This window comes from Gemmata sp. SH-PL17 (assembly GCF_001610855.1).
GTDB classification, from domain to species: Bacteria; Planctomycetota; Planctomycetia; order Gemmatales; family Gemmataceae; genus Gemmata; species Gemmata massiliana.
This window is the reverse complement of record NZ_CP011271.1, coordinates 18,832-45,179: the sequence shown is the minus strand read 5'-3', so window position 1 is coordinate 45,179 and position 26,348 is coordinate 18,832. Positions and strand designations below refer to the sequence as shown.

23 protein-coding genes are annotated in these 26,348 nt (G+C 64.3%); 9 read left to right on the top strand and 14 right to left on the bottom strand.

The features are described from left to right. The first annotated feature begins 130 nt into the window (after window positions 1–130). Window positions 131–490 carry a hypothetical protein gene (locus tag VT84_RS00205; protein WP_052549285.1) on the top strand — a complete coding sequence of 120 codons (360 nt, stop codon included), beginning with the start codon at window positions 131–133 and terminating at the stop codon, window positions 488–490. Window positions 491–625: 135 nt separating this feature from the next. On the opposite strand, the gene VT84_RS00200 is transcribed toward VT84_RS00205, so the two are convergent. After that, complete coding sequence (locus VT84_RS00200; RefSeq protein ID WP_052549287.1) at window positions 626–2,041, bottom strand: DUF1501 domain-containing protein; 1,416 nt, start codon at window positions 2,039–2,041, stop codon at window positions 626–628. A 3-nt stretch (window positions 2,042–2,044) separates the two neighbouring features. Then, complete coding sequence (locus tag VT84_RS00195; RefSeq protein WP_082838076.1) at window positions 2,045–5,056, bottom strand: PSD1 and planctomycete cytochrome C domain-containing protein; 3,012 nt, start codon at window positions 5,054–5,056, stop codon at window positions 2,045–2,047. 412 nt (window positions 5,057–5,468) lie between these two features. Here VT84_RS00195 and VT84_RS00190 point away from each other — a divergent pair, with 412 nt between their 5' ends. Next, window positions 5,469–6,674: a 1-deoxy-D-xylulose-5-phosphate reductoisomerase gene (locus VT84_RS00190; protein WP_082838075.1), complete on the top strand. Its 1,206-nt coding sequence runs from the start codon at window positions 5,469–5,471 to the stop codon at window positions 6,672–6,674. Further along, window positions 6,635–9,022, top strand: a complete 2,388-nt coding sequence (gene rseP / locus VT84_RS00185; RefSeq protein WP_162271541.1) for an RIP metalloprotease RseP — start codon at window positions 6,635–6,637, stop codon at window positions 9,020–9,022. The genes VT84_RS00190 and rseP overlap by 40 nt, the downstream gene beginning before the upstream one ends. Window positions 9,023–9,079: 57 nt before the next feature. Here the strand turns inward: rseP and VT84_RS00180 are convergent, their stop codons facing one another. From VT84_RS00180 to VT84_RS00165, 4 genes are all read right to left on the bottom strand, one after another. Next, a complete protein-coding gene (locus tag VT84_RS00180; RefSeq protein ID WP_082838073.1) occupies window positions 9,080–9,961 on the bottom strand; it encodes an enoyl-CoA hydratase-related protein in 882 nt (293 codons plus the stop codon). An 8-nt stretch (window positions 9,962–9,969) separates the two neighbouring features. Beyond that, window positions 9,970–10,638, bottom strand: coding sequence for a hypothetical protein (locus tag VT84_RS00175; protein ID WP_082838072.1), 669 nt, complete (start codon window positions 10,636–10,638; stop codon window positions 9,970–9,972). 167 nt (window positions 10,639–10,805) lie between these two features. Then, on the bottom strand, window positions 10,806–12,110 hold the full coding sequence (locus VT84_RS00170; RefSeq protein WP_082838071.1) for a serpin family protein: 1,305 nt from the start codon (window positions 12,108–12,110) through the stop codon (window positions 10,806–10,808). A 119-nt stretch (window positions 12,111–12,229) separates the two neighbouring features. Further along, window positions 12,230–13,222: a 2-hydroxyacid dehydrogenase gene (locus VT84_RS00165; RefSeq protein WP_082838070.1), complete on the bottom strand. Its 993-nt coding sequence runs from the start codon at window positions 13,220–13,222 to the stop codon at window positions 12,230–12,232. Window positions 13,223–13,467: 245 nt separating this feature from the next. Here VT84_RS00165 and VT84_RS00160 point away from each other — a divergent pair, with 245 nt between their 5' ends. Further along, window positions 13,468–14,601, top strand: a complete 1,134-nt coding sequence (locus tag VT84_RS00160) for a hypothetical protein (protein WP_157469021.1) — start codon at window positions 13,468–13,470, stop codon at window positions 14,599–14,601. A gap of 91 nt (window positions 14,602–14,692) precedes the next feature. Here the strand turns inward: VT84_RS00160 and VT84_RS00155 are convergent, their stop codons facing one another. After that, a complete protein-coding gene (locus VT84_RS00155) occupies window positions 14,693–15,919 on the bottom strand; it encodes a TolC family protein (protein WP_052549302.1) in 1,227 nt (408 codons plus the stop codon). 206 nt (window positions 15,920–16,125) lie between these two features. Between VT84_RS00155 and VT84_RS00150 the strand changes: the two genes are divergently transcribed. Together VT84_RS00150 and VT84_RS00145 are read left to right on the top strand one after the other, a co-directional pair. Further along, entirely contained in the window at window positions 16,126–16,569 is a 444-nt protein-coding gene (locus tag VT84_RS00150; RefSeq protein ID WP_052549305.1) for a response regulator, read from the top strand. 230 nt (window positions 16,570–16,799) lie between these two features. Further along, on the top strand, window positions 16,800–17,219 hold the full coding sequence (locus VT84_RS00145) for a hypothetical protein (protein ID WP_052549307.1): 420 nt from the start codon (window positions 16,800–16,802) through the stop codon (window positions 17,217–17,219). A 47-nt stretch (window positions 17,220–17,266) separates the two neighbouring features. Here the strand turns inward: VT84_RS00145 and VT84_RS00140 are convergent, their stop codons facing one another. Continuing rightward, window positions 17,267–17,824 carry a 3'-5' exonuclease gene (locus VT84_RS00140; RefSeq protein ID WP_052549309.1) on the bottom strand — a complete coding sequence of 186 codons (558 nt, stop codon included), beginning with the start codon at window positions 17,822–17,824 and terminating at the stop codon, window positions 17,267–17,269. A gap of 157 nt (window positions 17,825–17,981) precedes the next feature. On the opposite strand from VT84_RS00140, the gene VT84_RS00135 reads away from it, so the two are divergent. The 3 genes from VT84_RS00135 (at window position 17,982) to VT84_RS00125 (ending at window position 20,248) form a co-directional block, all read left to right on the top strand. Continuing rightward, a complete protein-coding gene (locus tag VT84_RS00135) occupies window positions 17,982–18,464 on the top strand; it encodes a hypothetical protein (RefSeq protein ID WP_204249692.1) in 483 nt (160 codons plus the stop codon). A gap of 86 nt (window positions 18,465–18,550) precedes the next feature. Further along, window positions 18,551–19,066 carry a hypoxanthine phosphoribosyltransferase gene (hpt, locus tag VT84_RS00130; RefSeq protein WP_052549311.1) on the top strand — a complete coding sequence of 172 codons (516 nt, stop codon included), beginning with the start codon at window positions 18,551–18,553 and terminating at the stop codon, window positions 19,064–19,066. An 87-nt stretch (window positions 19,067–19,153) separates the two neighbouring features. Continuing rightward, the gene (locus VT84_RS00125) at window positions 19,154–20,248 is read left to right on the top strand and encodes a glycosyltransferase family 4 protein (protein ID WP_052549314.1); all 1,095 of its coding nucleotides are present in this window, start codon (window positions 19,154–19,156) and stop codon (window positions 20,246–20,248) included. 13 nt (window positions 20,249–20,261) lie between these two features. Here VT84_RS00125 and VT84_RS00120 read toward each other — a convergent pair whose 3' ends face one another. The 6 genes from VT84_RS00120 to VT84_RS00095 all read right to left on the bottom strand — a co-directional run bounded on the left by VT84_RS00120 (window position 20,262) and on the right by VT84_RS00095 (window position 26,130). Further along, window positions 20,262–20,846: an anthranilate synthase component II gene (locus tag VT84_RS00120; protein WP_052549316.1), complete on the bottom strand. Its 585-nt coding sequence runs from the start codon at window positions 20,844–20,846 to the stop codon at window positions 20,262–20,264. A 201-nt stretch (window positions 20,847–21,047) separates the two neighbouring features. Continuing rightward, on the bottom strand, window positions 21,048–21,335 hold the full coding sequence (locus VT84_RS00115; protein ID WP_052549318.1) for a hypothetical protein: 288 nt from the start codon (window positions 21,333–21,335) through the stop codon (window positions 21,048–21,050). A gap of 24 nt (window positions 21,336–21,359) precedes the next feature. Next, window positions 21,360–21,569: a tautomerase family protein gene (locus VT84_RS00110; RefSeq protein WP_052549320.1), complete on the bottom strand. Its 210-nt coding sequence runs from the start codon at window positions 21,567–21,569 to the stop codon at window positions 21,360–21,362. A gap of 37 nt (window positions 21,570–21,606) precedes the next feature. Beyond that, window positions 21,607–22,599, bottom strand: coding sequence for a sugar phosphate isomerase/epimerase family protein (locus tag VT84_RS00105; RefSeq protein ID WP_052549322.1), 993 nt, complete (start codon window positions 22,597–22,599; stop codon window positions 21,607–21,609). Window positions 22,600–22,896: 297 nt separating this feature from the next. Continuing rightward, window positions 22,897–24,645: a hypothetical protein gene (locus tag VT84_RS00100; protein WP_082838068.1), complete on the bottom strand. Its 1,749-nt coding sequence runs from the start codon at window positions 24,643–24,645 to the stop codon at window positions 22,897–22,899. 291 nt (window positions 24,646–24,936) lie between these two features. Beyond that, window positions 24,937–26,130, bottom strand: coding sequence for a hypothetical protein (locus tag VT84_RS00095; protein WP_082838067.1), 1,194 nt, complete (start codon window positions 26,128–26,130; stop codon window positions 24,937–24,939). Between the last annotated feature and the right edge of the window lie 218 nt (window positions 26,131–26,348).

Here is a 26,348-nt window from a genome sequence, read left to right as displayed (position 1 = left end):
GAATATTTCTCGCCTCGGGGCATCTCAATCTGTGAGGGGCAACGACGGGTGCGAGTTGCTCTCAACGACCGGTCAAATCAACTTCGCACCTATTACCATTCCACATCACAACGTGTTGAGGGTACGTTCCATGTTACGGACGTGCGTGATCTGCTGCGCGCTGGTCGGGGTTCTCAGTTTGGCGGTCGGGTGCAACCTGTCAAAAGAGACAAACTCCAAGCCGACAAAGAAGGAAGATGCGGTGGCCCTCTATAAATCGGATCTGGACAAGGTTGAAAAGCAAATCAACGACCTGAAGACAAAGGCGGAGAAAGCTGCGGGTGAGGAGAAGACCAAACTGGAAGCAAAGTTGAAAGACGCCTCCACTAAGCGCGACGCGGCCAAAAAGAAGCTGGAAGAACTGGAGAAGGTTGCGTCCGACAAGTGGGAAGCCGTGAGCAAAGAAGCCAAGACCGCGGTCGAAGACCTGGAGAAATCGGTCAAGGAGTAACCAGTTCGCCGCTCCATGACGATCGAGCCTCGGTCGTCATGGAGTACTCAACGATCCACGTTGGTACCTGAAGGCGTGGCACCCATCCGAGTACGGGAGGCCCCAATCGCCCGCGAATACAGCATGCGAACCGGCTCAGGCGATCGCGTCCTTGATGACGTGCCCGAACACGTCCGTGAGGCGGAAGTCGCGGCCCGCGTGCCGGTACGTCAGCTTCTCGTGATCGAAGCCGAGCTGGTTCAGGATCGTGGCCTGCACGTCGTGGACGTGAACGCCGCCCTCTGCCGGGTGGAACCCCAGTTCGTCCGTCTTGCCGAGCGTGGCGCCCGGCTTGATCCCGCCGCCCGCCATCCAAATCGTGAATGCCTGCGGGTGGTGGTCGCGCCCCAAACTGCGCCCGAGCACCGGGTTCGATTCCACCATAGGCGTGCGCCCGAACTCGCCGCCCCAAACGATCAGCGTGCTGTCGAGCAGCCCCTTGCGCTTCAGGTCGGCGACGAGCGCCGCGGACGCCTGATCGGTCGCCTTGCAGTTGTTGCGCAGGTTTCCGACCACGTCCGAATGCGCGTCCCAGCCTTCGTGGTAGATGGTGATGAAACGCACGCCGCGCTCCACCATCCGGCGCGCGAGCAGGCACGCACGGGCGAAACTCGGCTTGTCCGGGTCGGCGCCGTAGAGGTCGAGCACCTTCTTCGGCTCCTTCCGCAAGTCGGTGAGTTCCGGGGCGGCCGTCTGGAGCCGGCCGGCCATTTCATACGCCGCGGTACGAGTTGCGATCTCGGGATCGCCCACCGCGCCGAGCCGCTTCTTGTTCATTTCGGCCACGAGATCGAGCGTATCCTTCTGGAGCGCGGCATCGAACCCGGCGGGTGACGACACGTTCAGGATCGGGTCACCCTGATTGCGGAACCGCGTACCGGTGTAAATGGTCGGCAGGAACCCGCTGCTCCAGTTGGCCGCGCCGCCGCTGATCCCGGCGCCGGTGGACATCACCACGAACGCGGGCAACTCCTTAGTCGCGCACCCGAGCGCGTACACCGCCCATGACCCGATGCTCGGCCGCCCCGGTTGCGAGAACCCGGTGTTGAAGAAGATTTGGGCCGGGGCGTGGTTGAATTGGTCCGTGTGGACGGCCTTCAGGAAGCACACGTCGTCGACCGTCTTCGCGAGGTGTGGCAGCATCTCGGACAGTTCCGCGCCGCACTTCCCGTGCTTGGCGAACTTGAATTGTGGCCCGAGAACCGCCGCATCCGGGCGAATGAATGCGTACCGCTGCCCCTTGATGACCTCGGGCGGGAGCGGCTTACCTTCGAGTTTGGCGAGCGCCGGCTTGTAGTCGAACAGGTCGAGCTGGCTCGGCGCGCCGGTCATGAACAGGTGAATGACCGCCTTCGCCTTGCCCGGAAAGTGTGGCTCTTTCGGTGCGAGCGGATCGACGGCGCGCACGGGTTCTGCTCCGCGGGCGTTGCCCACGAGCAACGACGCGAGCGCGGCCTTACCGAGCCCGTACCCGCAGTCGCGGAAGAAGTGCCGACGGGTGATCTCGATCACGACTCACTCCCGGGTTACGAATTCGTCGAAGTTCAGGACCGCCCGGGCCGTGGCGGTCCAGGCCGCACGCACCACAGCTTCTTGCGCGGTGCCAGCGACAGTCGCAGCGCGCTTCGGGTCATCCGCGAACCGTGTGTATTGCGTCTCGTAGAACTTGGTCAGTAGCGCCAACTCTTCGGCGGTTGGTGGGCGCACGAGGCACAGCCGCACGAGGTACTGCACCCGCTCGGTCGTCGAGCCGTTGTGTGCGGCCGCGCGCCGGCCGAGCGACTGCGCCACTTCGAGCAGTACCGCATCGTTCAGCATCGTGAGTGCTTGAAGAGCGGTGTTTGACACCTCGCGCCGAGCGGTGCAAGCTTCACCGCTGGGGGCGTCGAACGTGTTGGACATCGCATACGGGGCCGTGCGCTTGGTGAACGTGTATAGCCCGCGCCGGTACCGGTCCTCACCCTCGCTCACCTTCCAGGAGAGTTGACCGTATGTCCCCTCGGTCGTCACTCCCGGCGGTTGCGGCGGGAACACGCTCGGGCCGTACATTTTCGTCGAGAGTAGCCCGGCGGCTGTCAGCGCCGAATCGCGGATCTGCTCCGCTTCGAGGCGCACCCGCGGGCCGCGCGCTAAAAGCTTGTTTTCCGAGTCTTTCGCCAGCAATTCGGGCGTCACTTCGGACGCTTGTCGGTAGGTCGCGGACGTGACGATGAGCCGGTGCAGTTTCTTCACGCTCCACCCGCTCTCGCGGAACTCCAGTGCGAGCCAGTCGAGCAGTTCCGGGTTCGTGGGGACTTCACCCTGGTACCCGAAATCGTCGAGCGTGCGGACAAGCCCGCGGCCGAAGAACGAGTGCCAGTGGCGGTTCACCGTGACTCGCGCGGTGAGTGGGTTCTCCGGTGCCATCAGCCACTTCGCAAACGTGAGCCGGTTCACTTCCGCGCCCTTCGGCAACGGCGGCAGCACCGTGGGGACACCGGGCCGTACTTCCTCCTTCGGTTCCAGGAACTCACCGCGGTGGTGGCGGAACGTCGGTCGTGGGTGGTCCGTCGGGCGCTCGCGCATCACGAGCGTCGTTGGGGGCACGGGAAGTTGTTTGCGGAGCGCATCGACCTCGTCGCGTGCGGACTTCAGTTCCGGTGCGATCGTGAGCCAGTGGCGGAACAGAGTGGCCCGTTCCGCGCGAGTGAGCGATTCCGCGGGGCGCGTGAAAAGCTCCTCCACCTCCGCAGGCAGGTCACGGGCCGCGACCGGGCGGCTCTCGGTCGTCACCGCGAGGCGGAATCGACCGAGGCTGGCGGCGTAGTGGCGCTCGAAGAGGAGTTCGAGTTGTGCGCCCTTCGTCGTGAGTGGTTGCGCGAGGTTGAACACCGCGGATGAAGCAACGCCCGCCCGTCCGCTCCCGGCCCAACCGGTGAACGGGTGGCCGTCCAGTGCCATTTTCGCGCCCAGATTCGCGCGCACGTGCGACTCGGAGCCGCCCCAAATCGCCACCGGCTTTCCGTTCGCGGTGAGCGTGAACTCGCTCAGCAAGAAATCGCCTTTCGGCCCCTCGTAGTACGCACGGCCGGGACCGGACCCGGGTAGACGGTCGTCCGGTAGCGCTTCAACTCGGAACGCGGTCACTCCCGCGGGCAAGTCATCGAGCGCGAGCGTGTATAGGTCGCGCTTCTGAGCGTCGCCGCTCGCGAACACGGAACCGTCCGCTTGCAGCGTGAGCTTCGTTGGCGCGGCCTCTATCTTCGTTGGCCGCACCGTCGTCCACTTCACCGCGTGCTTGCGCCCCGCGGACGCCCACTCCTCGAATGCGGTCGCGAGCACTTCCGGGGCGACTTTCTTAACCCCCTCCTCTTGTGCGGCGCGGATCTTCGATTCGATTTCGGCCCGCTTCTTGGTGAGTTCCGACGTCGGGACTGAGAGTTCCGGTTCGTCCGCGTTGTTCAGGAGCGCGAACAGGCGGAAGTATTCGGTGTGCGTGATCGGGTCGAACTTGTGCGTGTGGCACTGCGCGCAGCCGACGGTGAGCCCAAGCCACACAGTTCCCGTCACACTCGTGCGATCGGTGATCGCGTAGTAGCGGAACTCCTGCGGGTCGATGCCGCCCTCTTCGTTCAGCATCGTGTTGCGGTGGAACCCGGTCGCGATCTGAGAGGCAAGGGAGGGAGTAGTCCCCTTTTCGCCCCTAAGCATGTCCCCCGCGAGTTGTTCGATCGTGAATTGATCGAACGGCATGTCGTCGTTGAGCGCGCGAATGACCCAATCGCGGTAGGGCCAAATGGAGCGCCCGCGGTCTTTCTCGTAGCCGTTGGTGTCCGCGTAGCGGGCGAGATCAAGCCACTTTCGTGCCCAGCGCTCGCCGTACCGCGGCGACTTCAGCAGCGCATCGACCACCTTCTCGTAAGCGTTCGGCGATCGGTCCTTTACGAATGCGTCAGCTTCTTCCGGTGTGGGCGGAATGCCAATCAAGTCGAGGTACACCCGGCGAATAAGTGTGTAACGGTCCGCTTCGGGCGACAGCGTCAGTCCCTCTTTTTGGAGGCGCGCCGCGACGAACGCATCAATGGGATTGCGGACGGTTACCTTCGCGTTTGTGATCTCGGGCACGGGCGGACGCTTCGGCGGCACGAAACTCCAGTGGGCCGCATACGGCGAACCAGCGGCGATCCACGCCTTCAGCGTCTGCTTCTCCTTGGCGGTGAGAGCAACTTTCGTCGACGGCGGGGGCATCACCTCGCCTTCGTCGGTCGTTTCAATGCGCCGAAGGAACTCGCTGTCGTTCGCTTTGCCGAGAGTGGCTTCCGCCCCCTCGCGCGTATCGAGCCGGAGCTTGGCCTTGCGGCTCTTTTCGTCCGGGCCGTGGCACTTGAAGCACCGCGCCGCCAGAATCGGCCGCACGTCGCGGTTGAAATCCGGCTGCGCGTTGGCGATTTCAGGAGCGGGCTTCGCGGGCGGATCGGCGAATGCCCCCGTCCCCGCGACTGCGCCGGCGAGCAAAACAAATACGAACGCGGGCCAGAAGGCCTTCATGGAATCGCCTCGTATCTCTGAGCTACTCCGCTGTAACCGTTCGTGCAGTTGTCTCTCAGTATCGTAGGTCGCGAGCAACTGAGGGCTGTGACCGCGTATTAAGCATCTAGCGGTGTCGGTCGGCGGGGTGGGTGAAAACCGTTTGTAGTGGTAGGCGAAGGTATTGTGCCACTAATCGTGCTCGAACGGAACCCGAAAGTGATTGTAGTTACGAAGTTGCTCGGTTCAGTGCTTTGGGAGGGAACACGAAAGAATCGCTCTGCGTTTGGGCGAGTTCGTTCGCGCCGGGTCAAAATGAGTGTTCGGGTCGCGCCGGGCACTCCGTTTGCGCCCACCTTGCTGCTTGCTTCTGCCCGGTCGTACAATGCCCGGTATCATTTGCGGGTCTGACCCACGGTTCACGGTGCGCGCGATGCCGTCCCCCACATTTACCGCCCAACGCCCGCGGCGGATCGCGCTACTCGGCTCCACCGGGTCCATTGGAACTAGCACGCTCGACGTGGTGAGACACCTCCCCGACCGACTCGAAGTTGCGGGACTCGCGGCTCATTCCAAATGGGAACAACTCGCCGGCCAGTGCCGGGAGTTCAAACCGCGGGTCGCGGTGCTGTGTGACCCGGTCGCGTTCAAACAGGCCGACCGATCGGCGTTCCCAAAGGAAACCGAGCTACTGTGCGGCGAGGACGCCGTCGCCCGACTCGTGACTGACGCGGCGACAGATGTCGTTGTGTCAGCAGTAGTTGGGGCCGCAGGACTTGCAGGAACGTGGGCCGCACTTGAAGCTGGGAAAACGGTCGCGCTCGCGAACAAAGAAACGCTCGTTGTGGCCGGGCCGCTCGTGACCGAACTTGCGGCCGAGCGCGGCGCCAAACTGCTCCCGGTCGATAGCGAACACTCGGCGATCTTTCAGGCGCTCACTGGGCACACGCCGGCCGACGTGACCCGCGTGGTGCTCACCGCCAGCGGCGGGCCGTTTCGGGGCAAGCGCGCGGCGGATCTCGAAGCCGTCACCCCGGCCCAGGCGCTCAAGCACCCCACCTGGCAGATGGGGCCGAAGATCACGATCGACTCCGCGACACTGATGAACAAGGCGCTCGAGGTCATCGAGGCGCGCTGGCTGTTCGGGCTGGCCGCGGAACAGATCGACGTGATCGTTCACCCAGAATCGATCGTCCACTCGTTCGTCGAGTTCGCCGATGGCTCGGTTCTCGCGCAACTCTCTCCGCCCGATATGCGGCTGCCGATCCAGCTCGCGCTCCTGTACCCCGAGCGTCTCGGAGGCCCGGCCAAACGCCTCGACTGGCAAAAATTCTCCGCGCTGAACTTCGAGCAGCCCGACCGGGAGACGTTCGCCGCGCTGGAGTTAGGGTTTGAAGTGGCCCGGAGCGGCGGAACCTGTGGGGCCGTGCTCAACGCCGCGAACGAGGCCGCGGTCGGTCGGTTCCTGAACGGTGAGTTCGCTTTTCTCGACATCGCCCGGTGCTGCCGGGCGGTGCTCTCTTCGCACGACTATGAAACCCGCCCCACGCTCGAACGGCTCAAGGCCCTCGATGCGTGGGCGCGGCAGGAGGTAGCCCGTTGGACCCGAACCCGAACGCCGGTAGCTCCGTCCCCGTGAACCCGCCGGGGGCGCCCGCGCCCGGTGGCGAACCGGACCACAGCGGTGAGGTCTCCGCGGTCAAGTCGTGGGTGCGCGAGAACGCCTTCTCGTTGGTCACCACCGCCGTCGTGGTCGCGCTCGTGTGCGCGTACCTCGACCCGATCGACACCCTCAAGGTGGTGCTCGGGCTGGGGTTCATCATTTTCATTCACGAACTCGGGCACTTCCTCGCGGCGAAGTGGTGCGACGTTCACGTCAACATGTTCAGCATCGGGTTCGGCCCGGCGGTCCCGTTCTGCCAGTACAAGTGGGGCGAGACCACGTACAAGATCGGCATCATCCCGCTGGGCGGGTTCGTGCAGATGGTCGGCGAGGGCGACGGCGGCGACAACGAGGAAGCCGAGGACGACCCGCGGAGCTTCCGCAAGAAGAGCGTGGGCCAGCGGATGCTCATCATCTCCGCGGGCGTGGTGATGAACATCATCCTCGGGATGGCGTGCTTCGTTGCCGCGTACCTGCACGGCGTTCAGGAGAAACCGGGCACAATCAACACCGTCGAGAGCGGCGGGGCCGCGTGGCGCGCCGGGATGCGCACCGACGACCACATCACCGAAATCGGCGGGCGCAAGAACCCGTACTTCGACGACATCCGCCCGATCGTGATGAGCACCCAGAAGGACGAACAGGTACCCATCGAGTGGGAGCGGAACGGGGTCGCGTCGGGCGCCAAATCCGTTTCCCCGCTCCGCGAAGAGGGGCAGCGGTTCCCGCAACTCGGGGTCTCGCCGCCGTACAACTTGGTCCTCATGACCGGGCCGAAGCGGTCGACGTTCACACCGCTGACCGCCGGCTCACCGGCAGCGGCCGCCGACCCGAAGTTCCTGCCCGGCGACCGCGTCGTTGCAATGAGCGACCCCGCGAACGCCGCGACTGTGACGCCCGTCGCGACCTACAGCGATTACCACCGTCGCATGGTAATGCTCGCGGGTAAGGACGTGACTTTCCACGTAACCCGCGTTGGATCGGGAAGTGAGACACAACCGACCACGATTACCGTCAAGCCTGCGTACCGGTACGACCTCGGAATGCGGATGCGGATGGGCGAAATCAGCGCCCTGCGCGCGGGTGGCAGCGCCGAAAAGATGGGCGTGATCGCCCACACCGAAGGCGCCCAGCCGAAGCGCGGCGACCGGATCAAGGCTGTCATGCTGCCGCCGGACGAGAAGGGCAAGCGCGTCTGGTACGTCAACGGTTTGGATTGGAAGAAAAAGGAGTTCGAGACGCCCGATCAGAAGGCCGTGGATGTGCGCCCGCTCGACCCGCTGCTGCTGCCGCACCAGTTGAACCAGTGGGCAGCGGGTAAGACCGGTCCCCTGTCGGTGGAACTGGTTCTGTCGCGCGAGGCGCACCCGACCGACGAACAGGTCCGGCTGAAACTCGACTTCGATCCGTCGTTCCGGTTCGACCGTGAGGCGCAGTCACTCCCGAACAGCCCGTTACCGATCAGTGGGCTGGGGTTGGCCTACTGGATCGAACCCGTCGTCGACGACGTCGCACCAGACGGTCCCGCGGCCAAGGCTAAAACGACGCCCGGCGAACTTCCGGATGGGTGGTATTACCGCATTCGGCGGTCCCTGGGGCTGGATCCCCGAGACGTGGAACCGGGCGGGGAAGAGAAAGCGCTCCGACCGAATGACACCATCGTCGGTGTGCGATTTAAGGGCCAGGGGGCTGACGGCAAGCCGGTACCTGGTGAGTGGAAAGACGAACTCCAGGCGCACCCGTGGGCGGCAGTAGATTTCACTTATCAGAGTCTTCCGCCGTTCGAGATCGATCTGAAAGTGAAGCGCAGCGAGAACGAGACGTTCACGGTGACGCTCCAGGGGCGGCCGAACACAGACTTCCCGACCAGCGAGCGCGGGCTGGTGTTCCAGTCCGAGAACCAGATCCAAAAAGCGGCCGATGTGGGCGATGCGATCGAACTGGGCGCCCGGCGCACCGGGCGGTTCATCAAGGTCGTGTACATGAACCTGTACGCGATGGCGTTCGGGCGCGTGAGCGTGAAGACGATGAGCGGGCCGCTGACGATCGCGACCGTGTCCTACCGGTTCGCGGGCGAGGACTTCTGGCAGTTCCTGTTGTTCCTCGGCATGATCTCGGTGAACTTGGCGGTGGTGAACTTCCTGCCGATCCCGGTGCTGGACGGCGGACACATGGTGTTCCTGATACTCGAAAAGATCCTCGGGCGACCTGTACCCGAGCGCATGTTCGCGATCGCGATGTACACCGGTCTGTTCCTGATCCTGTCACTGATGGTGTTCGTGATCTTCCTCGACGTGGGCCGACTGTTCTTCGGCAAGTTCTAACGGTTGTGTTCCCAGGCCGCGGGCAGAATGCTCGCGGCCTTCTTCTTTCTCGCGACTTTACTTCTTGCGACTCGCAAAGAACTCAGCGATCAGGCGCTTCGATTCGTCCGACCCGGCCAAGCGCATGAACGCTTCGGTTTCGAGTTTGATCGCATCGTAAAGCGGTAGCGCGGCCCCTTCGTTCGTCACGCGAATCGCTTCTTGAGCTGCGGTCGTACCGGCGGGTACTGTGCTAAAGGTGGTTCCGGGTAGCGGGGCGTGCTTCTTCACGCGAACCGTGCGGGCGTCAGATTGTCGATTTGCCACCGTCGCGGCTTCTTCGATCAACAGGCCCGCGTCTACCGTTTTGTCAACAAGCCCCGTCGTTGCCGCGTTGTGACCCGAATCGCTTCGCCCCGAAGTCACCATCTCAATTGCTTCTTTGGTGCCCACAATTCGCGGTAGCCTCTGCGTTCCTCCCCAACCGGGAATTAGCCCGAGTTTGACCTCTGGTAACCCGAGTTGCGTCTTCGGGTTCGTGCCACAGACGCGGTAATCACACGCGAGAGCGACTTCCAGTCCACCGCCCAGTGCCGCGCCGTCGATCGCCGCACACGTCGGGAACGGGAGCGCCTCCAGTTGTTCGAGGACGCGCAAGCCTAGCTCGATGAACGCTCGCACGTCGGGGTCGTTTGGGCCGGGGGCGTTCACGAGGAGTTTCAAATCGGCACCGGCGATGAAGATGCCCGGCTTCGCGCTCGCGAGCACCAGCCCCTTCACATCCGCGCGATGGTTGAGGGCAGCGAGCGCGTTACCGAACTCGACCCACAGCTCGCGCGTGAGTACGTTCGCTTTGCTACCCGGCTGATCGAACGTGAGCACCGCGGCGGAATCGGGGCGGACGGACACCGTGATCGCTTCTGACATGGCGGCACCGGAGCGGCGGGCGACGCGGGCCATTGTACCGCTCACTGCCACCGGCGCGGAATACGTTCGCCCGGTTCGCGGCGCACTAGGGGGTGCTGGTCCAGCCCCAGAACGGGTAAGAGCCAGTCGTGCGTCTGGGTGCCGACGAACGCGCCACTCTTCGCGTACTTGGCGGCCAGCTTGCTCGTGTCGGGTTCGCCCACGCGGAGCACCGGTTGGATCAGGTGCTGCAAGTTCGGGTCGGCGTAAGTCACCGCGTGAACGCAGTGCTGTACCTTCCGGTTGCCACAAAACGAATCGATGCTCCGGAACCGCACCGCGCCACTGTTGAGCGTGCGGACCTGCTCGACCGCGAGTTCGTACCGGAGCGCGTCCGTCTCGAACGGTCCCCACATCGACATGCGCGAACCGTTGTGCTCAGCTTTTGCGAACGTCTCTTCCAGTGTGTAGTTCTTCCCGGCCACGGGCCGCACCCGCAACGGCTGCACCGGCCCCTGCGCCGGGAGCCAACTGATGGTGACGTGCTCGACGGCGAGTTTCCCGTCCGCCCCCGGCGTCGTTTTCACGAACGTTGCCCAGGTGTGCGCGGTGCGCGGGTGGAACGGCACCGACTGCCCGGCAAACAGGATAAAGTAGTACCGCGGCGCAGGTGCTTCCGGTACAGGCGGGGGCGAAACGGGCGCGAGCAGCGCGGCGAGCCAGACGGACATGAGTAACTCCCAGATGACTCTACTCAACATCATCGGGGAGCTTTGCGGAACTTGTGCCGGAGCTGACGATTTGTGGGCGGACCGAGCCACAAGCGGCCCGCGTATCCGGCACGCATGTAACAGCCCGCACGAAAATACTCCGGCGCTCCCGTGCGGGCGAGCTGAGGTCACTTCGCGGGACCGCAATACCGCCCCAGGAACAGCGTCGCGTTGGTCGCGTTGTCGCGGATCGCGAACACGAACGGCCGATCGGCCCGGAACTCCTTCGGCTGCGGGTTGGCGCTCACGATCTCCCGCCCGACGACCACGGCAGTCGCGGCGGCGGCCTCGGTCCCGGATTCGTCCACGTCCACGAACGCCTTGTGCAGAACGTGCGTGATGAGCAGGTGCTCGTCGCTGGTGTGCATCCCGGTGAAATCGGCGTCCCGGAACGCGGCTTTCATGCCGAGATCAATCAGGGCCGCGTTGAGCGAGTACTCCGTTTCGATTTTGAACCGCGGGAGGAACACGTTCACCGTTTGTGGTTTCATCGCGACGTTCGTTACTGTCTTGCTCGTGAGTATCGTGACGATCTGCTCAACCGTGGTAGCACCCTTCGGCAAAAACACGAGCATCGAGAGCTCGTTGTTGGTGTACGGCAGCTCCAGCACTTGCACCGGGTTTGAAGCGCGCGTGAGCCCGAGGTCGAACTCGCCGTACTCGAACCGGCCCGTTTGGGCCATCAGCGGAACGTCGATCTTCGTCCCGTCCCCGCGGGTGAACGGCGCGTCCTTCGTGTTCTCCTTCGCGAACCGGTGCAGCCAAGCGCTTTTGAAGTAAATGGCGTTCGTCAGCACCATGCGCGTGAGTGGGGAGAGCACGCCGTCCGGGATCAAGTTTTTGATCTTCTTCTGCGTTTCCTTCTCGACCCACGAATTGATCCGCTGGCGGGACTCGTTCGGTTTGCGGAAGTCGGTTTCGACCACACCCGATCCGTAGTGCTTGCGCGTGAGGTCCAGAAACTCTTTGCGCCACGGGTAGTCCTTCATCGCCCAGATCGCGTTCGCGACGTTCAGCTCGTAACCGCGCTTGACGAACGGGACGATGGGTTGGCCCTCACGACTCGGGAGCGGGCGCGTCGGGCGATTCAGATGGGCAATCATCGCGCCGAACGCCGGGTGCGGGTCTGTTGGTAAATGCAGCGTTTTCTGCATCTCTTCGAGTGTCTTGCCTTTCGCGCCGGCGCTGGTCATACCAAGAGCGGCTTCGATGCTGAACGGCGAGAAGAACGTGCTGTTGTCGCCCTTCGCGAGTCGGCGGTGCAGTTCGTGGCCGAATGCGTTGATCCCCGCGGCGAGTTCCTTCGCTCCGCGCAGAGGATCTTCACCGTCGAGGTTGGGACAGGCGCGGAGCCGCGAACCAAAGAGGCCGCTCGCGGTGAGGGCGCTAGCGGCGGTCAGGAAGCGGCGACGGGTGATGTGAGACGGGTGCATCGGACTGGTTCCTGGCGTTGCCCAGCGGCCCGTGTGACCGCCGGTGCTGACACCAGTTCGACGCGACCGTGCGCCCCTCGGATTTTTTGGTTACAGAGGCGTTACTGGGCCGAAAGCGCTCACTTCCGCCGCTTCTCGGCGACGTCAGGATTCACCCAGTTCGGGAGCGGCTCCCCGCGCACGCCCGCGAGCAGATTGTTCGCACACAAGCGCGCCATTGCGTTACGTGTCTCAATGGTCGCGCTGGCGATGTGTGGAACGATGGTGCAGTTCGGCAGCTTGTAGAGTTCGTGGGTCGTGGGCAGCGGTTCGGGATCGGTCACGTCCAACCCCGCGGAGAAGATCGTTCCGCATCGGAGCGCCTCCGCGAGCGCGGACTGATCGACCAGCGGCCCGCGCGACGTGTTCACGAACACCGCGGTGCGCTTCATCTTTTTGAACTGAGCCGCCCCGAACAAACCCTTCGTCGAGGGATTCAGGTCCGCGTGAACGGAAACGAAATCGCTGCGTTCGAGCAGCTCGTCGAGTTCCACCCGCGTCGCACCGAGAGTTTGGTCGGCGTCCGCCTTCGGTCCGCGCGCGGTGTAGAGTACCTTCATGCCCCACCCGCCGTGCAAGCGCTTCGCGGTCGCGAACCCGATGCGCCCCATGCCGACGATGCCGAGCGTGCGCCCCGCGAGGTCCGAGCCGAGCCACCCGAGCGGCTCCCAGGTGAGCCAGCGCCCCTCGCGCGCGTCGGCCGCACTTTCACCGATCCGGCGCGCTGCGGACAGCAACAGCGTGACCGCGATGTCGGCGGTCGCATCGGTGAGCGCCCCGGGCGTGTTCCCCACGCACACGCCGCGCGCGGTACATGCGGGCACGTCCACGTTGTTGAAACCCACGGCGAAGTTGCTCACGACCTTCAACCGCGGCGCGGCATCGAGTAGCCCCGCGCCCACGCGGTCGGTGAGCAGCGACACGAGACCGTCGCAGTCCTTGGCGCGCCGGAGCAACTCGTCCGCTGAGGGCGGGAGCTGTTCGGGCCACACGTCCACATCACACACGGCGCGGATCGCGTTCAGTCCCTCTTCGGGAATGCGGCGGGCGACAAATACTTTGGGTTTGGTCATGAAAATCGTGAGGTAAAGACGGGCCGGGCGACCGAGAGGAGGAGGTCAGGGTAAAGTGTATGTCCTGTGGTGAGACGGGGAAACGGCGCGACCGGCGGTACCGACTCCGGGTCTGGGAAAGTGGCGCAGACACGGGAAGAACGGCCGGCTATTTCTTCCCCCGATTCGACCTGGCGCTCGGCGACCCCGTGGGCATGGAACCCGCGGTCCCCCTGGTGGCCGCGCCGCGCAGAGGAGCACTCACCATGTCGTTGTCCCGCTGGAAGTTGATGGCCGGCGTTTTAGGCGTTTCGATCGGCGGGCTGGCCGCAGCCGCGAGCCAGTGCCCGAAACTCGACAAATCGAAGGGGCGCCAGCCCGAAGAACTGCTCGCCTTCGCCGACACAGTCAAGCTGCCACCGGCCGGTGCGCCGTCGGAACCCACTGCACCGTCGCTCCCGGTGCCCGGCCCGGCGGTTCCGCCCGCACCCGACCTGCCCAAACTGCCTGGCACGCCGCCGACCGACAGCGGCAAGGCTCCCGCCGTAGTACCCAGCGGGCCGGCCTCGATTCCGGATTTCCCGCCGCCCCCGTCGCCGGAACCGAAGCCCGCGAAGGGACCGGACCTGGTTCTGCCGGGGAGTACTCCGCCCGCGCTGCCGAGCACGCCGTCGGCGCCCGACTTGAAGCTCCCGCCCGCGCCGGCTACCCCGACCGAACCGAAGCCCACGAAACCCGATGCGCCGAAGGTTCCCCCGGCGGCCCCGGCGCTCCCGATGGGTGAACTGTTCCCGCCCGCGCCCGAGAAACTGACCCCGCTGCCGGGGAGCGTTCCGCCCGCACCGCCGAGCACTCCGCTGCCGGGCAAGCCGCCGGTCGTGGGTGCGGGCGGAACTCCGATGGTTCCGCCGACGGGCGTTGTGATCCCTACCGGCGGGAACGATGCGCTCCAACCGCCGAAGGCGGACACCCCGCCACTGCCGATCGAAACCCCGAAAGTCGAAACCCCGGTGGCCAAGCCGGAAACGGCGCCGGCCGCAGCGACGAAGTACCGCATCGTGCTCCGCGTGGGCGAGGGTGAACCGACGTTCGAGGTGAAGAACGGTGACGATCTCGTGCTGAAGGTCGCGTGCGAGAAGGTGGACATCAAGTCGCCGGAGAAGGGCGCCTCGGGGCTGTCGGCCGTGACCGCTCGCGGGAAGGTCCGGTTCGCCGGGTTCGGCGTGGAAGGTACCTGCACCGAACTGTCGTTCATGGCCGGCACCGGCGAGGTGAGCATGAGCGGTGAAGTGAAAGTGCAAATGAAGGACAAACTCGGCCGCGTGGAGTCGGAACTGACCACCACAACCCTGAAGTACAAGATTGACGCCAGCGCCGTCGGTGCCAGCATCAAGCCGTAATGAGATTTGAGACGCAGAGTTGTGGTTCGTGATTGAGCGGCGCATGAATGTCGCCGGCTTCAATCACGAACCACAACTTCATTTTCCAGCATCAATACCGTCCCTGTTCGCGCACCAGTAACCCCATCGCCTGGCGCAACTTCACTTCGGCTTGGTGCCATTCGATCGCACTGGAAAGTAAATCCCCTCGCGCCTTGAACAGATCTAGTTTCGCCGTCACGAGATCGGCCGCGACGTTGACGCCAGCGGCTTGCTTCTTTTGAAGTTCGACGATTCGGGCTTCGACCGCCCGTACATCGAGAGCACGCGCCGCGACCGCGGATCGGTACCCGCGGAGAAGGGTCGCGGTTGCGCGAATTTCGGCTTCGGCCTGCCGTTCGCGTGCGGCCAGCACCCCCGCGACCCGAGTGGCTACGGCTGCGCGCTGGTGTGCGGGTTCTTTGGCAAACGGCGAGAACAACTGCACGAGCGGATTATCCGGCTTCAAATTCGCGAGGAGCGGATTGATTCCGGTGAGCACCGCATTCGTCATATCGCCCGCGCCGCCGTGCCCCGTGAGTACGCGCAGTGCGTTCAGATCCGGCCGGTAGTGCAGACCGGTCGTCACCGCCAACGACACGTCCACGTCGTCGGGTTTCACTTTCAGTGGATCGGTGGGCCAGAGCGGGAGCGGATCGTTCGCGTTCAGTCCGAGTCGAGCGCGGAGGCTCGCGTTCAGCGCGCCGGCTCCTGCTTCGAGTTTCGACTGCTGGGCTTCGATGTCCAACAACTTGCGCCGCAACGCGGGCATGTCCGCGCGGTCCTTGAGACCGACTTTTTCGGCTTGCTCGGCGTCCGCGAGTTGCGTTCGGAGTTCGGCTCCAGCCGCGCTGAGCAGATCGAACTGTCCCTCCGCTTCGGCCAACTTGAAGAACTCTTCGAGTGCCTCGGCCGCAGCGCGGTTGCGAAGCTCGTCGGCCGCGTGCCCGCGAACCAAGCAACTCACCTCTGCAAACTTCGCGGCCTTCTTCATCAGCTTTGGGTGAGAAGGGGCCTCGTTTTCGGAGTGCCGGTCGAGGTCGTCCGCGAACGGGGCACTGGCAATTGCGAGACGCTGGCAATCGGCGGATGTGAGCTGGCGATACTCGCCCGGACGCTGAATCGGTGGAGCCGATTCGGTTGATACCGCGGACACGTCCGGTGTGATTGCAGTCCGCTGCGTGACGGGCAACTGAGGGCCGGCAACCGTTGGTCCAACGGACGGCCCCTTCAGCGCGTGGCACCCCGCGAGCGCGAAAACCGCGCAATACGCCAACCGGGTTACGGTGAAAGGTGCCACAACGGAATAATCGGCACCATCGCTCCATGTTCTTCAGACGAAGCGCGGGGTCACGGAACGCGCTCTCGCTCGGACTGCTCGCCCACCCTTCCTACCTCCCTCAAGTGCTTTAGTCGGCGCGCCGTGTGCATCGATTATTCCGATCAGGTCTTCCGTCCGGGGGTCAGGCCGGAGAAGGCGCCGTCAGGACCGACACGGAGCGCGCGATGATCCCCGAGGTTTCCCCGCCCCCCACCACCGTTTCGCGCCGCGTGCTGATCGTTGAAGACCTCGAAGATAGCCGAGAATCCCTGCAAGAACTGCTTCAAGAAGCCTTAAAAATCGAAGTCGATACGGCCGCGGACGGGGTGCGCGGGCTGGAGCTATTGGCCGAGCGCCCGTATGCCCTCGTCGTCACCGACTTGCGAATGCCGAAAGCGAGCGGAATGCGCGTGCTCCGCGAGGTCCAGGATCGCGCACTTTCCTGCGCGGTTGTGGTGATGACAGGTCACGGATCGGTGCGCGAAGCAGTCGAGGCGATGCGCCTGGGCGCCTACGACTTCCTCCAAAAGCCCCTGGACCCGCAGAAGTTCGTTCTTCTCGTCGATCGCGTGCTGCGCGAGCGCGAACTGGTCGCAGTCGGTGGAAGAAAAGAGCTTGGACAGGATTAACAGGATTCACAAGATCCGAAATAGGTGCACAGAACCAAAGCAGCGCTGCACCGTTGACAAAATAGACAGGACAAGGGCTCAACGTGCGGCCGGGTTTGAAATCCAGTCGATCCTGTTAATCCTGTCCAAAACTCTTCGCTTCTGACAACCAGAAACACGCACTTCGTCTCAAATCGTATGATGCCTTCGCCCGACTCACCGGTCGGGTTCACATCACTCGGAGGATTCCCATGCTGCGATTCGTTCGCGCTGCGCTCGCGGTTACTCTTGCTACCTTCGCGTTCGGTTCTCTCGCCGGGGCCAAGAAGCTCGACGAGAAGAAAGAACCCAAGGGCGAGGTGCTGAAGAAGGTGACCGACGTGAACTACGAGTTCGACAAGGACAAGAAGAAGTTAACGGTGAACGCAACCGGCCAAGTTCCAACCGGCGGATGGACGGACGCAAAGCTGACGCCGCGCGTGATGAAGGAAGCGCCGAAGGACGGCATCTACGAGTACGATTTTACCGCGGTGCGCCCGACCGGTATCGCGGCGCAGGTTATCTCGAAGGTAAAAGCGAGTCACTCGTGGGACAACCCGCCGGGCGACATCAAAGGTGTGAAGGTCTACGGCGTCGGCGGAGGCGCGAAGACGATCAAATTCGACAAGTAACACGTTCCCTACAGCGCGCACTCGTCACGATCGCGGTCACGTCACGTCTAGTTCCGCGTTCGCTTTAGAAACTCGGCCAGGAGTGCAGCAATGTTCCACGCATCATCGTGGCCACGGTGGTGCGTCCCTTCGAGCTTGAGGCCGTAAAGGGCCAGTGCTTGAGGGAGGCCGACCTCCGCCGGCAGCCCCTTGGCGATGGAACAGAGCGTCTTCACGTTCAGGTGGCTGGGGCCGAACGGGTAGCGCACGCCCTCGTCGCGGCACTGCTTATCGAACTGGCGCCGATCGTAGTCACCGAAGCTCGCCCACAGCCGCTCTTGGGACAAATACTCGGTCTCCAGAATCTTGCACGCATCCTTGAACAAGATGCCGCCGTCCACCTGTTCCTGGGTGAGCGTGGTGAGCTGCGTGCAGAACGGGCTGACCTTCGAGCGCTCCGGGCGCACGAGGATGCTCCGCTTCTCCAGGCGCCGGCCGCTACTCAGTTCGAGCGGGGTCAGGCCGATCTCGATGATGTCGTTCGCTTCGCCCCGCGGTGGCGTCCCCCCATCCCAGCACGTCGATTCGATGTCGATGACGAGGACGTGGTCGAGTCGTTTGGCCATTGCGCGTCCCGTTCCAAGTGGTATACCTGTGCCGGTGCCCCGCAGCGCGAGGGCATGTGATATCGTATGGTCAGTGTAGCAATCGTGCTGTACCTTCTGGCGCGGCGTGTGCATTGCGAACTCACTTGCGTCACAAACTCGAACACGGAGAGACCAAATGGCAGACGACACTCAAGACGGCACCAGCGGCGCGGACAAAGACACCGAGGTATTGGGCGCGGTCGGTGGCGCGGCTGGGGGAGCAATGGCCGGGGCCGCGGCCGGGTCGATACTCGGTCCGCTCGGTGCCGCTGTGGGTGCCGCTGTGGGCGGTGTGGGTGGTGCGATTCTCGGTAAGGATGCGGCAAAGGGTAAATCGGTTCCCGCGGTGAAGAAGACGGTCAAGGCGGTGAAGAAGGTCATCGCGAAGAAGCCCGCGGCGAAGAAACCGGCCCCGAAGAAACTCGCCGCCAAGAGCACGGTGGCCAAGAAGCCGGCACCAAAAGCAGCATCGGCCAAGAAGCCCGCGGCGAAGAAACCGGTCCCGAAGAAGCCCGCAGCAAAACCAGCAGCAAAGAGTGCTGCGGCCAAGAAGCCCGTTGCGAAGAAAACAGTGGTCAAGAAGCCGGCCCCGAAAAAGGCCACACCGAAGAAGAAATGACGATCTCGCACGCTGTTCGAGCGGGCCGAACTTGAAACGCGGCCCGTTAGCTTCCACACTAGTGGCATCCCCGTCGGAGCCACCCAATGGAAGTGCTCATCACCGCCGACCGGATTCAGGCGCGCGTGGAGGAGTTGGCAACCGAGATCGTGTGCGCCTACGACGGCAAGCCGGTTACCGTTGTGGGCATCCTGACCGGCTGCCTCGTGTTCACCGCCGACCTGATCCGGCGCATCAACCTGCCGCTGCGGGTCGCGTTCATCACCGCGTCCAGCTACCGCGGCGAAACGGTCGTTCCCGGGCGGTTAGAGATCCGCGACGAGCTCTTGCCCGACATCACGGGGCGGCACATCCTGCTACTCGATGACATCCTCGATACGGGCAAGACGCTCACGCGGGTGGTCGCGCACCTGATCGACCGCGGTGCGGCTTCGGTCAAAGTGGGTGTGCTCCTGCGCAAGATCGGGCGCCAGGAGGTGCCGTTCGAGCCGGATTTCGTCGGGTTCACGATCCCGGACAAGTTCGTCGTCGGTTACGGGCTGGACTTCAACGACGAGTACCGGCACCTCCCGTTCGTCGGGGTGCTTTTGTCGGGCGAGTAGGGTTCGTATTTCGCCTTTCGTGGCTCACGATTAGAGTGTGCGTTTCGCCCGTATCCGTATCGTTTCCGGGAACCCAAGTCGAAACTCGTGAAGCTTTTCTTTTTGGCGTCCGATCTCGGTGACAGTGACACGGCGAGTCAACTCGCGCTGCTGGCGTGCGCGCTACCACGCGACCAATTCGAGGTCGCCGTCGGGGTGCTCGGTCCCGCGACCGGGGCCGCGGCCGATGCGCTCCGGAATTCGGGCCTTTCGGTCAGCGCGCTGCCGGTACGAGCCGCGCTCGACCTCAGCGGCATGCGCCGGCTCCGGCGCGCCGTTCAGGGGTGCGGGGCTACGGTCTTTCACGCCTTCGGAACCAACGCGGTCCGGATCGCGCGATTGTGCCTGGCGCGGTTCGACGAGGGCACGGCTCCGCGGCTCGTGGCGACCGGCGCGGTCAACCCGGGGAACGGCGTGAGCGGGTGGCTCACCGCGCGCCAGGTTCGGCGCGCGGACCGCGTGATCGCGACCAGTTGGGTTCAGGGCGAACGGTACCGGCAAATCGGGGTGACCAACGACCGCCTCACGCGAATCGCCCCGGCCGTGGCGCTGGTCGAGAAGTGCGCCGATCGGACCGAGTTCTGTCGTGCGATCGGCGCCCCCGGGGACGGGCAACTGATTTTCGCCGGCGGGCGCCTGGACGCCGCACACGGGGTGAAAGAGTCGGTCGGGACGTTCGACATGATCCGCTACAGCTCGCCCGCGCTCCAGTTGGTGCTGACCGGCGACGGCCCGGATCGAGCAGCAGCCGAGGGTTTGGGTCGGGCGCTCGCGTTCGACGACTACCGCGTCCGCTTCAGCGGAGCCCGGCCCGATCTCGCGGCGGCGACACTTCTGGCGGATCTGGTATGGGTGACGTGTGAGCGCGGGGGCGAACACCTGGCACTGCGAGCGATGGCCGCGGGCAAACCTGTCGTCGCTTACAACACACCAGAACTGAGCGAGATCGTAGACGACGGGGTAACGGGGTACCTGATTCCGACCGGCGACCGCCCCGCGCTGGCTGCCAAAACTCAAGCACTACTCGCGGACCCGGAGACAGCGGCCCGGATGGGGGAAGCGGCCCGCGCCCGCGCCGCGGAGCGGTTCGGTGTGGCGCGGTTCGTCGACCAACACGTGCGCGTGTACCAAGAATTGGGGTGAAGCTCCGCCGCTCTCAGCGCGAGCCGCGCAGGGCCAGGAAGTTCCGCAGGATGGTCGGCCCTTCGAGCGTGAGGAAGCTTTCCGGGTGGAACTGGACACCGTGGAGCGGCCACGTCTTGTGGCGCACGCCCATGATCTCGCCCTCGGCGGTCCAGGCCGACACTTCAAAGTCCGGGTTCGTCCACGTCTCTTTCTTGATGACCAGCGAGTGGTACCGGGTCGCGTCGAACGGGTTCGACATCCCCGCGAACAGCCCCTTCCCGTCGTGGTGAATGGGCGACACCTTTCCGTGCATGATGCGGCTGTTGCGAATCACCTCGCCGCCGAACGTGTGACCGATGCACTGGTGCCCCAAGCACACCCCGAACACGGGTACGGTCGGCGCGAACCGCTCCAGTACGGCGTTGGAGATCCCGGCTTCCTTCGGCGTACACGGGCCGGGAGAAATGACGATGTGCGTGGGCGCGAGCCCCGCGATCTCGTCGAGCGTGATCTGGTCGTTGCGCACGACCTTCATGTTCAGGGCGGCGTCGAGTTCCCCGAACCGCTGGACGAGGTTGTAAGTGAACGAATCGTAGTTATCGATCAGGAGGAGCATGGAAAAAACGCGGAGCGCGGGGTTCGGAACGCGGAATCAGGAACCGGCCGGGCCGGTGCGAGATCGCCCGCGAGGGATCGGGTTGATACCTTCTTGCCGTTCTCCTCGATGTAGTATTTGTATCGCGCGCCCCGGAAGTGCCACATGGCTTCTCGAACGGGACCGAGCGGTTTCCGTTCCCGGTTCGGAGCTTCGGCGTTATCACCCCTGTCGACCGGGCAGCTTTTGGGCACTGTTGGCAGTGACATCGAACTTGTCCTTCGCGTCCGCGTCCGGCACCACTTCGAGGTAGGCGTCCGTCGCCGGGACGTCGTACCAGGCGCCATCGGCGAAATCGACGATCGCCCGCCCCCCGTAATTCACGGTCACCACGCGCCCCACTTTGTTCGCGAAGCGCTCGTACTCGGCGTGCCCCGGCTTCACCCGGACGAACTTGTCCGTCCACGCGCGCTTGAGTGCTTCGGCTTCGTCGTAAGTGGGGAATCGCATTGTTTGTGCTCCCAAAGGCCGAGGTCAACGGTTCCCTTCGTTCTTCCGATACTCCGTCGTCAGCATCCCGGAGAACCCCCAGTTTTCCGGGTCGATTTCGTCGATGACGATGTGCGTGAGTTCCGGGCGCTTCCCCAAAACGCGCTGGAGCGTTTGCGTGATCTCGGCGACGATCTGCGCCTTCTGCTCGGCGGTAACGCCGTCCCGTGTGATCCGCACGTTCACGTAAGGCATCGGTGCATTTCCTGAGTGGTGACGGAACCAGAATACCCTATCCCCGGAACGCTTTGGGGCCGTGTGCCGGCGGGTCGAAGTCGAGCTGTTTCAGGAACCGCAGAGCGTCCGCGGCGCCGTACTCGCGATCCATTCCCGGGTCGTGCCAGTCCACCGAGAGCGGTCCGTCGTACCCGATGGCGTTTAACCCGCGGATAATCGCGGCCCAATCGATGCCGCCGTGACCGGGCGACCGGAATTGCCACCCGGCACGCGGGTCGCCGCTCGGCCAGTACCCGGCCAGCACCCCGGCGCGCCCATTCAGTGTCAACTGAGCGTCCTTGATGTGAACATGATAAATGCGGTCCGGGAACCGACGCAAGAACTCGACCGGATCGACCCCCTGCCAGTGCATGTGGCTCGGGTCGAACGTGAAGCCGAAATCCTCGCGCCCGTCGAGGGCGTCGAGCACCAGTTCCGCGGAGTACAGATCAAACGCGAGTTGCCCCGGATGCACCTCGCACGCGAACCGCACCCCGGCTTCACGAGCGGCGTCCAAAATCGGGTGCCACTGACGGGCGAATTGCCGGAGTGCGTCCGCGATGACGTCCTGCCGGGGCGCCGGGTAGCCCGCCACGTACCCCCAGATGGGCGAACCGGTGAACCCGCTGACGACCCCCGCCCCGAGCCGCTCCGCGAGTCGGAACGTCGCCTTCATCTCCTCTGCGGCGCGCTGCTGGACCCCCGCGGGGGCGCCGTCGCCCCACACGTAATCGGGCACGAGCGACTGGTGCCGCTTGTCGATCACGTCTGAAACCGCTTGTCCGACTTTGTGGTTCGCGATGACGGGGACTTGCAGGTCGTGCCGCGCGAGTAAATCGAGGCGGGCGGGTGGGTACCCGTCGTCGGAAAGCCCGCGCTGTACTTCGAGGTGGTCGCCCCAGCAGCAAAGCTCGAAACCGGCGTAGCCCCATCCGGCGGTCTTCGTCGCGAGCGAATCGAGCGGCAGATCGGCCCACGGGCCGCTAAAGAGCACGATCGGGCGTCCCATTCCCTCACCTGCAACTTGAGAAACGATAGGGCAGAAATCAGAAAACAGATTAGAACCGGATGTGTGGAGCTTTTAGCCCCGTAGGGCACCAGTGTTGACTGGCGCCCTACGGGGCTAACTCGTTTTACAGCTAACTCGCCGGGGTGGAGCAATCGCTTCACCCCAGATACACCAAACGCCCCTTACCGAGGCCAGCCCCGATCTCTGTCTTCTGATCTCTGTTCTCTGCCCCACGGGTTTTACCCCAGAGGCGCGTCGTCCGCCGGCTTCTTCGGTTCCTCGACCGGCGCAGGCGGGCTAACGGCCGGTGCCGGGGCGGGCTGCTCGCGGTCGGCGGGTTGAATGGGAGCGTCGCCGGGGCGGGGGAGGCGACTGCACGACCACCGGCGGCGGGCTAACCACGACCGGCGGCACCACCACGGGGGGCGAAACCGCCGGCTTGTTCAGCAGGCTGCTGCCGAGCGGAACGGTGGCGTCGGCCGGCGCGGGGGTCGGGGTCGGCGCCAGTTTCGGCGGGGCCAGCGGCGCTTCCGGTTCATCGTCCTCGAACACCTCGTCCAGTTCCGCCTCGTCCACCTTCTTCCGCATCAGGAAGTAGATCATCGTCGCGGAGGACCAGAAGAAGCTGTAGCTGAACCCGAGCATCATGAGGAACGCGAGCGTGAGCCAGAAGCACACGAGCCCGGCGCCCGCCGTGTTATACATCCAGAACTCGTTCTTGCTCTCGGTATAGAGTTCTTGGTTCACCGGCTTGTACCGGTAGATCTGACGGATCACCTTCGTCGGGTCGGTCGTTTCCTTCCCGTCGCGGTCCAACCCCGCCCACTCGCCTTGCACCGCGTAGGGGCTGTCCTTCGTCAGAAGTTCGCGCCAGCCGAACGATTCCGGGGCGTAGACGAACAGGTACTCCGGCTTCCGGTCCTGCCACAGCCCGTTGGCGGTCAGGCCCACGGCCCACTTGCCGACGTACACCGCGACCGACGCGAAGAACAGCACGAACAGCGTGACCGCCGCACCGTAGATGATCGCGACGAACCAGTTCCAGAGGTAGTGCCACGGGGCCTGGTAGACGTAGTTCACGGACCGACTCAGGGCGTCGAACGTGTCGCTCTGGTCGCCCTCGACGCTGAGGGTGGTGTACATCATCGGGTACCCGACGAGGCCGACGAGGAACACCGTCATGATGGCCCCGCCGACGATGACCAGCGGCAGCCCGACGCCGAGCAGCACGATGTCGCCGACGAACGGGATCAGCGCCAATAGGCCGTACAGGATCAGCCCGACCACGACCAAGCCGATGATGCCGAGCGGAACGAGCGGGGCCCCGAGGTAGCTCAGGTAGCGCTTGGCGACGAACTGGACCGCTTGCTTCAGCGTGATAGGCCCCTTGTTCGCGAGTTGCACCGCCGCGAGCCGGGTGATGACCCCGCCGCAGAACGCCCAGACCGCCACGTTGCTGAGCAGGATCAGGAACAGGTACAACCGGGTCTGCGGGCTGACCCCGGGCGAAAGGAGCTTCGCGACCGGCAGCAGCAGCTTCACGAGCGGCTCAACGAGAACCGGCACGGACCCGCTAAAGAACCCGGAGACCACCTTCTCGCGGTCCGCGGCCGAGCCGCCGAGCGCGTCGGTGAAGAACAGGAACGGGTTCGGCCCGCGGTACTCGTACCACGGCAGCGTGCGGAGCCGCCCGCCCGGGCCGGCCAGCGCGTCGAGCACCTGCCACTGTTCGTAGTCGCGCTTGTACTTCTCCGCCCCGATGCGCGCGAAATCTTCGTCCGTGTAATTGGCGTCGTTGGCCTTTTTCTTCCCCTCGTAGTTCCGCTTGATCGTGCTCGCTTCGTACTCCCGGTCGTTCTGGAGCGGCGCCTTGTAATAGAAGACGTTCGAGAGCAGCCACCAGGAGAACGACATCACGAGGATGCCGAAGGCCGCGACGAACAGCTTCCTCGGGTCCAGGGCAATTTGGAAGGACCGAAATACGTTCGTCCACGGTAGGGCCGTGCGGTAACTGAACCCGCCGGATTGGTCGCGCCCGTCGGCCATGCTGGCTCCTAAAGTCTTGAAGTGTGTCGCGGGCCGCGAACCGGTGGGCGTCCGCGGGACAGGGGGGGATTATACCCGCCCTAACGGTCTCGGCAATTGCCACAAGAAATGATGAACACGTGGTGCCCTACTGGTAATGCCAGTCGTGTCTGTTGTTCGGATTTTATGCCGCGTGCGTGGCGCGGGCAGCCCTCAAAATCGGCACAAGCGCCAAGACGGTCCGCCGCTCCCCGCCGACCGGTGGGGAGCGGCGAACCGCATTTGGGGATTTGGATAGTCGTCCCGCTCGGGTTAGAAGAAGAACCCGATGCCCACGTTGAACCCGTGGATCAGCCGGAAGACCTTGGTCCCGTAGTTCGGATCGATGTTCCCGAAGTTGTACCCGACCGGTTCACGCATGTACCGGGTGTTGAAGAACGACATCCCGGTGTACCCCAGTTTCAGTTGCACGCCCTCGATCGGGTACATCCACAGGTTGAGGTCGGCCGTGGCACTCGGCACGAAGTCGAACGACTCGCGGCCGAACTTGGACTGCGTGGTCTTGTCACCCAGCTCGTACTTGGCCCGCTGCTTGGCCACGTCCATGTACGCGGCGGCCGTCAGGTCGAGGCTGGCCGAGAACATGTTGCCGAGGTACACCTCGTGCCCGCACCCGACGAACAGACCGTACATCCGCTGCGAGAGCGAGTTGGTGTACACGGCCGAGCTCTGCGGCGTGGAGTTCCCGGAGCTGTCGATGTCCACCGTGCGCCAGGTGAAGCGCTCGAAGAACCAAGCGAACCGGGCACCCGATAACCCGTACACGCTGCTCATTTCGGTCGCGAACATCGGGATGCGCATCCCGAGTTCCGCCTGTTGGTACCGCTGCGTGAACTTCGTGTCCATGATGTCGGCCGCGTTCCAAATGCCGACCGTGTTCGCACCGCCGTTGGTGCTGTTGTCGAACGCGGTGTCCTGCAGCGGCCCGTTGAACAACTGATTGAAGTTGTACACCGGGGCCGACAGGAACGTGTCGGCGAGGTCGGGTCGGGCGCGGTACCCGAGTGGGTACTGCGAGGCCCCGGCCGAGTAGTGGGCGTCGTACAGTTGCAAGTAATTCGCGTAGATCCGGGTACCGGTGTCGAATTTGTACCCGATCTCCACCTTGAACCCGGGCTGGAACTCGCGCCGGCCCATTTTGCTTGTGTTCAGCGCGTCCGCCCCGGTCCCGACGAACGTACCCGGGACGCCGGTGATTGCGCCCTGAGCGTCGAAGAACCCGCGCACCCCGATCGACTGGTTCCCCAAGGCCCGCGTCTGCGTGAGCATGACGAACTCGGCCCCGAAATAGAACCCCGGCTCCCCGGCTCTCCCGGTCGGGATCGGAATTACGGGATCGCTGTTAAGAGGTGTTTGGAACCCGCCCTCCTGGGCCGCGACCTCGCCCGGCCACCCGATCGCGACCACGGCCGCCAGCACGGCTCCCCCGATGTACCGATGGCGCATAACCCGGCTCCCCCTTCAACGGACTGCATGAACGACCGGCCGTTGCAGGCTCCCCAACCTGCTTCGACCCGGCCCCCCGGTTCGTCCGGAGGGCCGATCCCCTGAATACGGCACTTTGCGCACGTGTTGCGGAAAGTCGCGGGGACGATAACGCGGGCTCCGATCCGGTCAAGCGTTTCCACCCGAAAATTGGCACTTCATCGCGGAAAAATCAGGCT